Source organism: Acinetobacter sp. YH12097, from assembly GCF_013419225.1.
Taxonomy (GTDB): domain Bacteria; phylum Pseudomonadota; class Gammaproteobacteria; order Pseudomonadales; family Moraxellaceae; genus Acinetobacter; species Acinetobacter amyesii.
In genome coordinates, this window is sequence record NZ_VPAN01000054.1 from 1 (window position 1) to 13,355 (window position 13,355).

Sequence of the window (13,355 nt, forward strand, 5' to 3'; positions counted from 1 at the left end):
GCCGAGTCGTAAAGCTCAGAAAGTTGTTATTGAACAAAGAAATTTAAATCCTGTGCTTGACTCTTGTAGTTAAAAACAGGACATTTTAAATGGTTTATCGCATAGACATTTTAATTGGTGAATAACATCAAATCCGCCCTAACTATGGTCGAATCTCTTTCAACTCACGTTGAATAAAATGCTGAATCATATCGCGGTATAAACGTTCCACAATATCTGCATTTACACCGTGCTCTGTGGCTTGTAGACGAATTTTACTAATCACCGCTTCGACACGTTCTGGTGATTGAACATCCTGTACTGAACGCTTAAAACGCACCGCTTGATCGACATAAAACTGACGTGCAGCAATGAGCTCAATAATTCCCTGATCAATCACATCAATCTGTGCGCGGGCTTGCTCTAATGACTCAACTTTTTCTTTCTTCATCTTCTCTGGCTTCACTTTCAGCGGTGTTTTCACTTTTATACTTCTCTTCTAACACATTACTGAAAATACTTTCAATCATCCAAACGCGATATAAACTATTAAATACATAGCTTTGACCTGCAATACGTAATTCTAAAACAGGAAAATCGGGCTGTGACTTCATCTCACAGTGCATATCATTTTCTTTTAATTTTTCAGCAATATCCTCAGTGATCAGTTCAGAAATCTCTAACTCATACTGTAAAGCCTGAAAATGTGCTTTGAAGGATAAATCACGCCCTTTGGTCCATACAGCCTCCAAAATGCGATACATCGCATCAATACGCTGCTCTTCGGGCGCACTGTAGTAAAGCTGTGACATAGCTAATGTCGCAGCTTCTGTAGGCCGGCAAAATGGCGTGAACTTAACTTCGGTCCGTTTAGACAGACGTGTTGCCAAACTCCAGTCAAACAAATCACGACCGTGATACGACAATGGATACACATTCAACTGAATATTATAATAGTCCGCCAATTCCTCACGAATATAAGCCAACAGTAACCATGAAATCGGATCTTCCATCGCGATGTAGAGATCAAGCTCAGGATCGAGTCCCTGAATTTCATTCAACTCTTCTGCATCACTGATCAGGTGCTCACGCCATTCAATATGATTGATCATAAAGATCGGGTTATCTGTCAGGAGTTTTTGTTGTTTTAAACGGCGCGTTAAACGCAGTAAATCATCTACAGCATGGTACTTACGTTCACCAAACTCAAAATAGCCCGATAAAATCGGGGTATCGGTAAAGATACGTTCAGGAAAATCTTGAGCTTTATGATGACGGCTGGCCATCGCATACAGTGTTCTCAGCTTGCCATACTGCTTTTGCCACAGCATGTGGAACACATCTTCAAGTAAATAAAGAAAATCTTGGCCGCGTAATGGCGTATTTTTTAGAATAATTTCGGCTTGTTCTAAAGCTTCGGCGGTCGGTTGTTCAGGTGTTTCATGAAAACTAAAACGATGCTGCCGCGCTAAAATTTGGGCATCATTCAGACAATATTGTTGCCATTCTATCGATGACATTTGATTAGGAGGTTCAGCACTCTGACGACAAATAATCACTTTCAGTGGTTTAATTTCATCACTGAGAATTTCTTCTAATTGAGGCAGTTGCTGCGCAGCCAAATAGCTATAAACATCATCCAGTCGAAGATAAACACTCAGACCTTGTTCCGTGGGTAACACCGCTTGTCGGGTCGGTTTCTGATAAAACCAACTCGATCGGATTGGATCGAACCAACGGCGTAACAGTGACATGCGTTTTTTGCCTCAAAATGATGAATTGTACCGAACCTGCCAGCACATGCTTAAAATTCAACTTCTATTATGAAGCTGTTTTAAATGAGATATAAGCCTTGTGCAAAACTTATATCAAGTCAGGGCTGAATGTTCAATGTTTAACAATGGATTAGACGTCTAGATTTAGGTCAGTCACCGCACCTTTTTCCGCGCCAGAGGTCAGCTTGGCAAATTTTGCCAAAGCGCCGTGGGTATAGTTTGGTTTCGGTTTGACCCAGGCCGCACGACGTGCAGCAATTTCATCCTCAGCCACATGCCAAGTCATTTCACGGGTTTCAGCGTTAATTGAAATTTTATCGCCGTTTTTGACCAAGCCGATTGGGCCGCCTTCATAGGCTTCTGGTGTCACATGCCCAATCACAAAACCATGACTACCGCCAGAGAAACGCCCATCGGTCAATAACGCAACGGATTGGCCTAGACCTTTACCAATAATTGCAGAAGTCGGTTTCAGCATTTCCGGCATACCCGGCCCGCCTTTCGGCCCAACACCGCGAATTACGACCACTTCACCTTCTTGTACTTCGCCATCTAAAATACCGCGCATGGCACCCTGCTCACCCTCAAATACCCGCGCAGGCCCTTCAAAATACAGCCCTTCTTTACCGGTAATTTTAGCCACGGCACCTGTCGGTGACAGGTTGCCTTTTAGCACCACCAAGTGTGAATCCTTTTTGATCGGTGCATCAAATGGCAGAATAATTTGCTGACCTTCAGGATAATCCTCTACCTCGGCTAAGTTTTCCGCCAAAGTTTTGCCCGTAACCGTCAGGCAAGAACCATCGAGCATTCCTGCATCCAACATGCGTTTCATGAGCGGTTGAATACCACCAATAGCAATCAGTTCCGACATTAAATATTGACCCGATGGGCGCACATCGGCCACCACAGGAATATCTTTGCCAATACGCACAAAATCATCCAAAGAGAGTTCCACACCTGCGGTATGCGCCATGGCAATCAAATGCAGCACACCATTGGTTGACCCACCTAAGGCAATTAGCACTTTAATCGAGTTTTCAAAAGCAGCTTTGGTCATAATGTCGCGCGGCTTAATATCGAGACGCAGCAGGTTCATTACGGCTTCACCTGCACGCTGGCAGTCGGCAATTTTATCTGCTGAAACTGCTTCCTGTGCTGAAGATCCCGGCAGACTCATGCCCAGTGCTTCAATCGCTGAGGCCATTGAATTGGCCGTATACATGCCGCCGCACGAACCCGGCCCCGGCAGCGCGACTTCTTCAATCTGCTTCACCTGAATTTCATTGATTTCGCCTTTGGCGTGCTGACCAACTGCTTCAAATACCGAGATCATGTCGGTATGCCCTACTCCAGGTTTAATGGTGCCGCCATAAATAAATAGGCCCGGACGGTTTAAGCGCGCCAAACCCATAATGCAGCCCGGCATGTTCTTGTCGCAGCCGCCTATGGCAATTACGCCATCATAGGCCTGACAGCCCACCACAGCTTCAATGGAATCGGCAATGATTTCCCGCGACAGCAAGGAATACTTCATACCTTCTGTACCGTTGGAAATGCCGTCAGAAATGGTGATGGTATTAAAAATAATGCCTTTACCGCCTGCAGCATTGACCCCGTTCTCAGCATCACGCGCCAAGCCATCAATATGCATATTACACGGCGTGACGTTGGCCCAAGTTGAGGCAATGCCTATAAATGGGCGCTTAAAATCTGCATCTTGAAAGCCCGTGGCACGCATCATGGAACGTGCAGGCGCATTTTCGATACCTTCATAAACAGGCGCAGAATGTTCGCGAATATTATTTTTACTCATTGTTCTTCCTTGGCGATGGCTGATTTTGGCTTCAGCCTTGGCGGATTCTTTTAAATTTATTGTATAGAAAGCGCTCAGCATGTAAAAGAAATTAGATCTCAAAAAAAGTTTTTAGTGTATTCAACACTTTTCAATCACATGGCAAAGCTATATAAGGCGTATGAGAAGATTTGAATAAAGGGAGGATTTTCACTTGAATCCTCTCCCTAGCCCTCTCCTTTAAAAAGTAAGGGAATGCCTACAAAAAGCCATATATTTTACAGCTACTATCCAAGGCTATGATCTTTGGTTCTATTTTCAATCAGATCAAGAGTTTTAAAATAAATAATAATTGCTCATTATTTCATTAAAAAGCTGGTTATAACGGAGTCTTATCTCTATCAAAGCAAATTTTCGGAGCTCGTATGTTACTTTTGTTTTGGCAAAAGTAACCAAAACCATTTGTCATCCGCAAAACTCGGCAACTGATTGCAACTAAAAAAATGATCGCAGAAACATTCACTTTTAAATTACCGTTTGCCTCAAACAGTTGCGGATGACGTTTCCTCGTATCCATTGCAAGTTATGTAGATGCAAATTTAAAAAGCACCCCATTTGGAGTGCTTTTTATTTAAAAATCTAAAGCTTAGATTTCACGTACTGCGCCTTTCGCTGCACTTGTGGTATGCATTGCATACGCTTTCAATGCTTTCGAAATTTTACGCGGACGCTCTTCAACTGGATGCCAGCCTTTTGCTTCTTGCGCTGCACGGCGAGCTGCCATAGTCGCTTCATCAACAGCTAAGTTGATGGTACGGTTTGGAATATCGATTTCGATTAAATCGCCATCTTCCACCAAACCAATTGCACCGCCTTCTGCTGCTTCTGGAGACACGTGACCGATCGAAAGACCTGATGAACCGCCAGAGAAACGACCATCCGTTAATAGTGCACATTCTTTGCCTAAACCTTTCGATTTCAGGTAGCTGGTTGGGTAAAGCATTTCTTGCATGCCCGGACCGCCGCGTGGGCCTTCGTAGCGAATCACCACCACATCGCCTGCTTTGATTTCATTGCCCAAAATCGATTCTACTGCAGAATCTTGGCTTTCAAATACACGTGCAGTACCATTAAATTTCAGGATGGAATCATCCACACCTGCCGTTTTTACAATACAGCCATCTAGCGCGATGTTTCCGTAAAGCACCGCCAAACCACCATCTTTAGAGAAGGCATGTTCAGCATTACGGATCACGCCATTTTCACGGTCACCATCAAGACGTTGGTAATAACGATCTTGAGAGAATGCAGTTTGCGTTGGTACACCGCCCGGTGCTGAACGGAAGAACTGATATACGTCTTCATTTTCAGTACGGATGATGTCCCATTTATCCAAAGCATCTTTTAGTGAAGCTTCATGAACGGTACCAACCGAAGTATCGAGCAAGCCTGCACGGTCTAATTCACCCAGAATCGACATGATGCCGCCTGCACGGTGTACATCTTCCATATGTACGTCATTTTTCGCAGGTGCAACTTTACAGAGTACGGGCACTTTGCGAGACAAACGGTCAATGTCGTCCATCGTGAAATCAACGCCAGCTTCATTTGCAGCTGCTAATAAATGCAGAACGGTGTTGGTTGACCCACCCATTGCGATGTCCAAAGTCATAGCATTTTCATATGATGCTTTGGTCACCATTTCACGTGGCAATACACTGTAATCATCTTGTTCGTAGTGACGCTTGGTAATTTCTACGATCAATTGACCGGCTTTTTCAAATAATTTTTTACGGTTTGCATGTGTTGCAAGCGTAGAACCATTACCCGGTAAAGACAGACCCAATGCTTCTGTTAAGCAATTCATTGAGTTTGCAGTGAACATACCTGAGCATGAACCACAAGTTGGGCATGCAGAGCGTTCGTATTCAGCAACTTCTTCATCAGTATAGTTGTCATCTGCAGCCACAATCATGGCATCAATCAAGTCGATCGCTTTGTCATTGCCGCGGATTTTGACTTTACCCGCTTCCATTGGGCCGCCAGAAACAAATACCACTGGAATGTTCAAGCGCATTGCCGCCATCAACATCCCTGGGGTGATTTTGTCACAGTTTGAAATACAGACCATTGCGTCAGCACAGTGCGCGCTCACCATGTATTCTACTGAGTCTGCAATCAAGTCACGTGAAGGCAATGAATACAGCATGCCGTCATGGCCCATCGCAATACCGTCATCGACTGCGATGGTGTTAAATTCTTTAGCAACACCGCCTGCTTGCTCAATTTGACGCGCCACAAGTTGACCAAGGTCTTTAAGATGAACGTGACCCGGTACAAATTGGGTAAATGAGTTCACGACAGCAATAATTGGTTTACCGAAGTCTTCATCTTTCATACCAGTTGCACGCCATAAGCCGCGCGCACCCGCCATATTTCTTCCGTGTGTCGATGTTTTTGAACGATAGTCAGGCATTTTATATTTCCAACAAAGTTTGAGCTTGAAATGAACCCTGCAGATTCACTCTGGCTAAATCATACTGACAATGATGTAAAATCAGTCGAATTTTAAACCTATCATACACCAAGCCATTGTTTTTAAAGATGGCTTTTTAAGCTGAGATTTGGGCAGATGGGTCTATAAATAAAACCGAGTGATTTGACGACAAAAATCTTTTAACTGAAATCTACTATACCGCCATCAAAGGCTGCACAATACAAAACTTTCATGAATAATTTTTAAATTTTATATAAATATAATTTATTTAAAAATTGCAAAATTTCTATTTTGAGTTATGAAATCATTGATCTTGAACAGCTCCAAAGTTTCAAAAATCAATTTCTAATGTTCTAAATTACGCTTTAATCCTTTGCTATAATCCACATATTCAACACAGATTCGGTTCATTCATTTTGAAAATCATCTTTGCCGGTACACCAGAATTTGCCGCAACAGCATTAGCTGCATTGCTCAAAACACAACATGAAATTGTTGCGGTATACACTCAACCTGACCGCAAAGCAGGTCGTGGACAAAAATTAACAGCATCCGCTGTTAAAGTCTTAGCACTTGAACATGATATTCCTGTTTACCAACCGCTTCATTTCAAATCATCGACTGAAGAAGGTTTAGCCGCACAGGCGGAATTAAAAGCCTTAAATGCCGATGTTATGGTGGTTGCAGCCTATGGTTTGATCTTGCCGCAAGTGGTGTTAGATACCCCGAAATATGGCTGTCTGAATATTCATGGTTCATTGCTGCCACGTTGGCGTGGTGCAGCACCGATTCAACGTGCCATCGCTACAGGTGATACTGAAACGGGTGTCACCATTATGAAAATGGCAGCCGGACTAGATACTGGCGACATGATGTATAAAACCATCTGCCCGATTGAAGCTACGGATACCTCCGCAACTTTGCATGACAAACTTGCAGAGCAAGGTGCAACTGCTATTGCTGCCGTTTTAGATACTGAACAAACATTGCAGCAATATCTGGACAGCCGTGAAGTCCAAGACGAAGCGTTAACGGTTTATGCACATAAGCTTTCAAAAGCAGAAGCAAAAATTGATTGGTCCATCGATGCCGTACAAATCGATCGCAACATCCGTGCCTTTAATCCGTGGCCGGTAGCATTTATTCAGTTAGATGAACAAAACAATTTACGCGTTTGGCATTCTGAACTTTCTGCTGCATCTGCACCGAATGCTCAAGCAGGTGAAATCATCGCCATCGATAAAAAAGGCATACACGTTGCCTGTGCCAATGGCAGCGTGATTATTTTGACTTCTTTGCAATGGCCGGGTGCTAAACCACTCAACCCTGTACAAATTTTACAAACCCAAAAATTGACTATTGGACAAATTTTATAATGAAGCAATCTCCCAACGCCTCGACCCGAGACCTTAATTTACGTGCTCAGGTAGTGAAGACGTTATTGGCTGTCCAAAATGGTCAATCGCTGCAATCGGTACTCGCGCAGCAAATGAATATTGTGTCTGATAAAGACCGTGCTTTATTCCACGAATTGGTGCTCGGTTGTTTACGTCAATGGTATGCATTGAAACAACTGACTTTACCATTACTGTCTAAACCGGTAGATAACCAAGTGGTTGAAACCTGTTTATACCTTGGTTTGTACCAATTGTTGTGTACCCGTGTCGCAGCTCATGCCGCAATCTCTGAAACGGTAGAGGCTGCAAAACAATTGGGTATGGGCAGTCTAAGTGGCTTAATCAACGCAATTTTGCGCCGCGCAACACGTGAAACAGAACAGTTCTACGACGTACTTGAACAAGCCACCAATTTACCAAGTTGGTTAACCAAACGTTTGAAAAAAGACTGGGGTGAACAATTTGATGAACTTAGCTATGAGCTTAAACAAATTGCGCCACTGACGTTACGTGTCAATACACGCCAAGTGAGCCGTGACGAATACCTCGATATTTTGGAAGATGAAGGCATCGATGCACATCGTTGTGAACTGTCTGATGTCGGCATTGTGATGGACGAAAGCCTACACATTCCAAGCCTGCCGGGCTTTGAAGCAGGTGGTTTCTCGGTACAAGATGAACATGCTCAGCTGTGTGCAACACTCTTGCCAAATCTCGATGGTAAATTTGTGATTGATGCTTGTGCTGCGCCCGGTGGAAAAACCGCACACATTTTAGAGACCTTCCAACCGAAGAAACTCATCGCATTGGATCAAGATGAAAAGCGTCTGAAACGTGTGGTTGAAAACCTTGATCGTTTGGATCTCGATGGTAAACATGTCGAAATCCAAACTGCCGATGCCATCACTTACACTGTTCCTGAGCTTGCTGATTGTATCGTGCTCGATGCGCCATGTACTGCTGTCGGTGTAATGCGTCGTCATCCTGACATTCGTTTACTACGTCAATCGGGCGACATTGCGAAAACAGTAGTATTACAAAAGCAAATTTTGGAAAACATGTGGAAGCAACTTAAAGTTGGCGGTACGCTGCTTTACATCACTTGCTCGATTTTAAAAGCTGAAAATGAACAGCAAATGGTTGAGTTCTTTGCCAATCATGCCGATGCCCAAGAAATTAAAATTGAAGCAGATTGGGGAGTTGAACAAATCCATGGTCGTCAACTTTTCCCGAAAGTGGGTTATGGCGATGGCTTCTATTATTGCCGTATAGTAAAAACGGCCTAAATCAATAAACACCTTTTTAGATGTAAACAATCATAAAAAATGCCCGATGATTTCATCGGGCATTTTTTTCGTCATTCTAAATTTAATCTTCAGCTTCGTCAGGATTTTTCACCAAATGAATCGTCGCTAAAAGTAAACCACCCCATAGCAAAACAATTGATAAAATCATCATGATCATTGCAGATGTATTCATATTAATTCTCCTCTGGACCTTTGTCTTTACACAAGCTTAATAGAACAGAACCCAATACAAAGAAGGCCAATACCGAACCACCCACCAACCAAAGTGTCGTTGCAGGATAACCGCCATAACCTTCAGTTGCGACAGCCTTAATCGTCAATACAAGTGCAACCAATAATGAAATTGGGGTGATCACGGTCAATAAGAAATTCCAACCTTGACCCAACTTGATACTTGAGTATTGATTTGCATGCTCTTGTAATTGTTTCATCAATGGACGATGGAACCACGACACCAAAATAATAGAGAGTAAACCACCACCCACGATCCCAATGTTATTGGCAAAGTAGTCAATGATATCAACAAAAGTAATGGCACTTTGTGTAGAGAATAAAAGTGTAGATACGATTGCTGAACCGCCCGCAACAATCGTTACAGCTTTATTTTTTGACCAACCCAATTTGTCTTGAAACGCTGCAATTGGCACTTGCAAGATACTCACCATAGAGGTAATCCCTGCAACCACCAACGAAGCAAAGAACAAGAAGCCAAACAAATCACCGCCTGCCCCCATACTCGAAATGATTTTCGGGAAGGCAATAAAGGCTAAACCAATACCACCAGATACTACTTCTTTTACAGGTACACCTGAACTTTGTGCCATGAAACCAAGTGCTGCAAAGACGCCAATACCCGCTAAGATTTCAAATGATGAGTTGGCTAATGCAACGACTACACCTGAACCGGTTAAGTTGGTTTTTGCTTTTAAGTAAGACGCATAGGTCAACATGATCCCGAAACCAATCGATAACGAGAAGAAGATATGACCAAAGGCTGCTAACCATACTTTATAGTCGGTCATCGCTTCCCAGTTTGGCGTAAAGAATGCATTTAAGCCTTCTGCCGCACCCGGTAGACGCAATGCTTGAATGACTAAAATGCTAAATAACACGATCAATAACGGCATAAAAATTTTATTGGCAAGTTCTACACCACGACGTACACCGCCATAGAGAATGAACATCACCACAGCCCAAACAATGACTAAACCAACAAATAAAGTCGGAACAAAACCAAATGTTAAGCCATCACCATTTTGTAGATAGGTTTTAAAGAAAAAGCTTTCCGTATCTGAGCCCCATTGTTGTCCAATGGCGTAATACATGTAACTACCGGCCCATGACAATACGCTGGCATAGTAGATCCCGATGATGAGTGTCACCATCACTTGCCACCAGCCTAATGCCTCACTGTTCATAAGTTTTTTATATGCAGTTGGCGGTGCTTTTCGGAATTTATGCCCCACTGCATAATCTAAGAACAATAAAGGCAAACCCGCTGCAAAAATTGCAATCAAATACGGTACTAAAAATGCACCACCACCGTTTTCATAAGCAACATAAGGGAAACGCCAAATATTACCCAAACCAACGGCTGATCCAATCGCCGCTAAAATAAAGCCTGATCGTGCCGACCAGTTTTCACGATTATCTGACATAGAACACCTAAACCTCAGGCATCTTTAACTGCTGCTTGTTATGGTTATATCGCGAGCAAAAAAAGAACCATAAAAATAAAATTCTGGGTGTTTGATCTGGTGAGATACCTTGTGAGCGTCTATACCAAATTGCAAACAGAAAAATCACATGCGCATTTTGGTTAAAAACACCACAAATAACTTTCCCTTTGTATGAATTAACAATACTCACTTTTTTTAAGTTTTTCTGTAATTTCTACGGCAAATATTCCATTTTTATAATATGTTTAAGTTTAAATGTTCATTTAATCAGCTTATTTTTCATACAATTTAAGTTATCAATAATATAACTTTTAAGAATGTTTTATTTCCAATTAAATTTTTAAAGTTATTTCACTCGATAATGTCCGGTAATTTGATAGGCATGCAAAAGATCTTCTTCCTGTGTGCCCTCTCCTATATTATGGATGATCAGCGGAACCCCGCTACCTTTCATTTTACGATCTGAAACCACACCGATATGCACTAAACCACGCCCTAAGTCCCAAGTGACAATATCACCTGCCAAATATTGCTTATCTTTGACTACATAGCCCTGACGTTGCATCCATGTTTGAATATTGGGAACACGCCGATGATCAATATTTTTATCAGTACTTTTTAAGCCCCATTTTTGTGGATACTGCTTAAAATTGGCTTTCATATCTTCATGAATGGCTTTTTGTAAATCAATCCCTTGCTGTCGTAATGCACGAATTACCACATCGGTACAAACACCCTTGATTAAAGGGACATCTCCCATTGGATAACGCAGTGCAGTATACGCAGGATCATAATATAAGGTTTTCCCAATTTGACTGCGTGCATCCGTCACCATTTGAGTGGCGTTAAAGGCAAAGACAGCCATATTCACGGTCATCAAACTGACCAATAATAAAATTCGTTTCATTTTTCTTATTCACTTTAGATTTTTTGAAATGATTCAAAAACTGGGCTTCGATCAGTTCCATACTGAACCAAGCCCATGTTTAAACGGCTACAGTTTTATCGCCAATACGCGTTCTTCTTGCATATCTCGAATGGCAGACTGAATCCCTTCTCGGCCTAAGCCAGAATCTTTTACACCACCATATGGCATGTTATCGACACGGAAAGATGGAATGTCATTAATAATCACTCCACCGACATCTAAGTGATTCCACGCATACAACATTTTATTCAAATTTTGCGTATAGACGCCCGCTTGTAAACCAAAACGGCTGCTATTAATTTTGGCGATGCCTTTTTCAAAATTTTTGTATTTTTCTAGAATCGCTACAGGGCCAAAGATTTCATCTTTATACACTTCCAGTGATTCATCGACACTTTCCAATAAAATTGGATCGAGCAAAGCCCCCCGATGTTCACCACGAACCAATGCTTTGGCACCTTTTTTTACTGCTTTATCGACCCATTTATGCACGCGTGTTGCTTCAGCTTCCTTAATCATTGGACCGACCATGGTGCTTTCCAAGTGAGGATCAGCCGCTTTAAGCTGCTTCATTCTCGCCACGAGTTTTTTCTTCACATCGGCATAGATATCAGCATGCACCAAGATGCGTTGTACGCTGATACACACCTGCCCTGCATGGTTATACGCCCCACCGACTAAGCGTTCAATAAATGCCGCTGAAATTTCAGTATCAGGCTCAACCAATACCGCAGCGTTGCCACCGAGCTCCAAAGTCACTTTTTTACGTCCCGCACGCGCTTTCATATCCCAACCAACCACATCGGAACCGGTAAAGCTGAGCAGTTTAAATCGGTCGTCAGTGACCAAGACATCTGCATGTTCACGTGGACAAGGTAAAACCGAAAAGGCACCTTTTGGTAAATCCGTTTCTGCTAAAACTTCCGCAATTTTTAAAGCTGAAATAGGCGTCAAACTTGCAGGTTTCAACACAAATGGACAACCTGCAGCAATGGCGGGTGCAATTTTATGCGCAGTAAGATTGATCGGAAAATTAAACGGGCTAATCAACGATACAGGGCCTATCGGCACATGTTTGACCATGCCTTGATAGCCAGATGCCGCTGCAGTAACGGCCAATGGGATCATGCGACCATCATCCATCTGTGTGACAGCATCGGCAGCAATTTGAAAGGTATTAATTAAGCGTTCAACTTCAGCAGCTGCGGCTTTGCGCGGCTTTCCACCTTCTGCAATTAAAATTTCAGTCAATTCTGCACGCATTTCATTAAAACGTTTAACACAGTGCAATAAGATTTTTTGTTTTTGAAAAGGTTCCAATGCCGCCATTGCAGCGCTAGATTTAACCGCCGAATCAATAGCTTTTTCAATGGTTGCAGCATCTGCGAGTGCAACGCGTGCATATACGTCTTGGGTATATTTATGATTCACTTCTAACCACTGCTCTGTGGTCGCTGCTTTACCTGCAACATAGAGCGGATAATCTTTTATATCTTGTACGGCTTTGGACATGACGATATTTCCATGATCTTGAGACATTATTTATAAATGTGAATAAATCTATGCCCTCTATCATGCGCTGACTGAGCACAGAGTTCACTATATTTAAGTAACAAAATGAACCACAAGCCTTAAACTTGGTTGCCTAAATGCCCTTAATATCATCCCCTATTTTCAGATCTCTGCTTGCACTGAAAACACGATGATCGAGTCTCTATATAACAATGACATTAAATTAGAAAGCTGTTTAAAATATTTAATTACATTATTTATCAAATCATTAATAAATTTTTCAAAGTTAAATTAATCAAAAAAAATATGAGTACAACATAAAAAAAGCCCATCAAATGACGGGCTTTTTAAATCTATGTTTTGTCCCGTCCTGAAATAAGTTTACACCTTAAGAGACTTATTTTATGGAACATGCACAAGAACAACGAGTTAAACGCACACAACGTGATTATAGCTTCGCCTTTAAAATGATGGTTGTACATGAAG

General features: G+C 42.2%; 10 protein-coding genes. 2 read left to right on the forward strand and 8 right to left on the reverse strand.

Translation table 11 applies throughout. The annotated features are described in order from the left end of the window. Positions 1 to 142 precede the first annotated feature (142 nt). From FTU37_RS15190 to ilvD (FTU37_RS15205), 4 genes are all read right to left on the reverse strand, one after another. Entirely contained in the window at positions 143 to 430 is a 288-nt protein-coding gene (locus tag FTU37_RS15190) for a chorismate mutase (RefSeq protein WP_078191648.1), read from the reverse strand. Further along, complete coding sequence (locus FTU37_RS15195) at positions 411 to 1,733, reverse strand: hypothetical protein (RefSeq protein ID WP_180005355.1); 1,323 nt, start codon at positions 1,731 to 1,733, stop codon at positions 411 to 413. The genes FTU37_RS15190 and FTU37_RS15195 overlap by 20 nt, the downstream gene beginning before the upstream one ends. 151 nt (positions 1,734 to 1,884) lie before the next feature. Beyond that, positions 1,885 to 3,570, reverse strand: coding sequence for a dihydroxy-acid dehydratase (gene ilvD / locus FTU37_RS15200; protein WP_180124602.1), 1,686 nt, complete (start codon positions 3,568 to 3,570; stop codon positions 1,885 to 1,887). Between the two features lie 625 nt (positions 3,571 to 4,195). Beyond that, complete coding sequence (gene ilvD / locus FTU37_RS15205) at positions 4,196 to 6,025, reverse strand: dihydroxy-acid dehydratase (protein WP_180124603.1); 1,830 nt, start codon at positions 6,023 to 6,025, stop codon at positions 4,196 to 4,198. A 437-nt stretch (positions 6,026 to 6,462) separates the two neighbouring features. Here ilvD (FTU37_RS15205) and fmt point away from each other — a divergent pair, with 437 nt between their 5' ends. Together fmt and rsmB are read left to right on the forward strand one after the other, a co-directional pair. Beyond that, entirely contained in the window at positions 6,463 to 7,422 is a 960-nt protein-coding gene (fmt, locus tag FTU37_RS15210) for a methionyl-tRNA formyltransferase (protein ID WP_168379757.1), read from the forward strand. Next, positions 7,422 to 8,729 carry a 16S rRNA (cytosine(967)-C(5))-methyltransferase RsmB gene (gene rsmB, locus FTU37_RS15215; RefSeq protein ID WP_180124604.1) on the forward strand — a complete coding sequence of 436 codons (1,308 nt, stop codon included), beginning with the start codon at positions 7,422 to 7,424 and terminating at the stop codon, positions 8,727 to 8,729. Before fmt ends, rsmB begins: the two co-directional genes overlap by 1 nt. Before the next feature lie 82 nt (positions 8,730 to 8,811). On the opposite strand, the gene FTU37_RS15220 is transcribed toward rsmB, so the two are convergent. From FTU37_RS15220 to FTU37_RS15235, 4 genes are all read right to left on the reverse strand, one after another. Then, positions 8,812 to 8,922: a methionine/alanine import family NSS transporter small subunit gene (locus FTU37_RS15220; RefSeq protein ID WP_180005359.1), complete on the reverse strand. Its 111-nt coding sequence runs from the start codon at positions 8,920 to 8,922 to the stop codon at positions 8,812 to 8,814. 1 nt (position 8,923) lies between these two features. Next, complete coding sequence (locus FTU37_RS15225) at positions 8,924 to 10,408, reverse strand: sodium-dependent transporter (protein ID WP_180124605.1); 1,485 nt, start codon at positions 10,406 to 10,408, stop codon at positions 8,924 to 8,926. A gap of 367 nt (positions 10,409 to 10,775) precedes the next feature. Next, positions 10,776 to 11,306, reverse strand: coding sequence for a DUF1287 domain-containing protein (locus FTU37_RS15230; RefSeq protein ID WP_373686333.1), 531 nt, complete (start codon positions 11,304 to 11,306; stop codon positions 10,776 to 10,778). A gap of 117 nt (positions 11,307 to 11,423) precedes the next feature. Next, positions 11,424 to 12,869, reverse strand: coding sequence for an aldehyde dehydrogenase family protein (locus FTU37_RS15235; protein WP_180124607.1), 1,446 nt, complete (start codon positions 12,867 to 12,869; stop codon positions 11,424 to 11,426). Between the last annotated feature and the right edge of the window lie 486 nt (positions 12,870 to 13,355).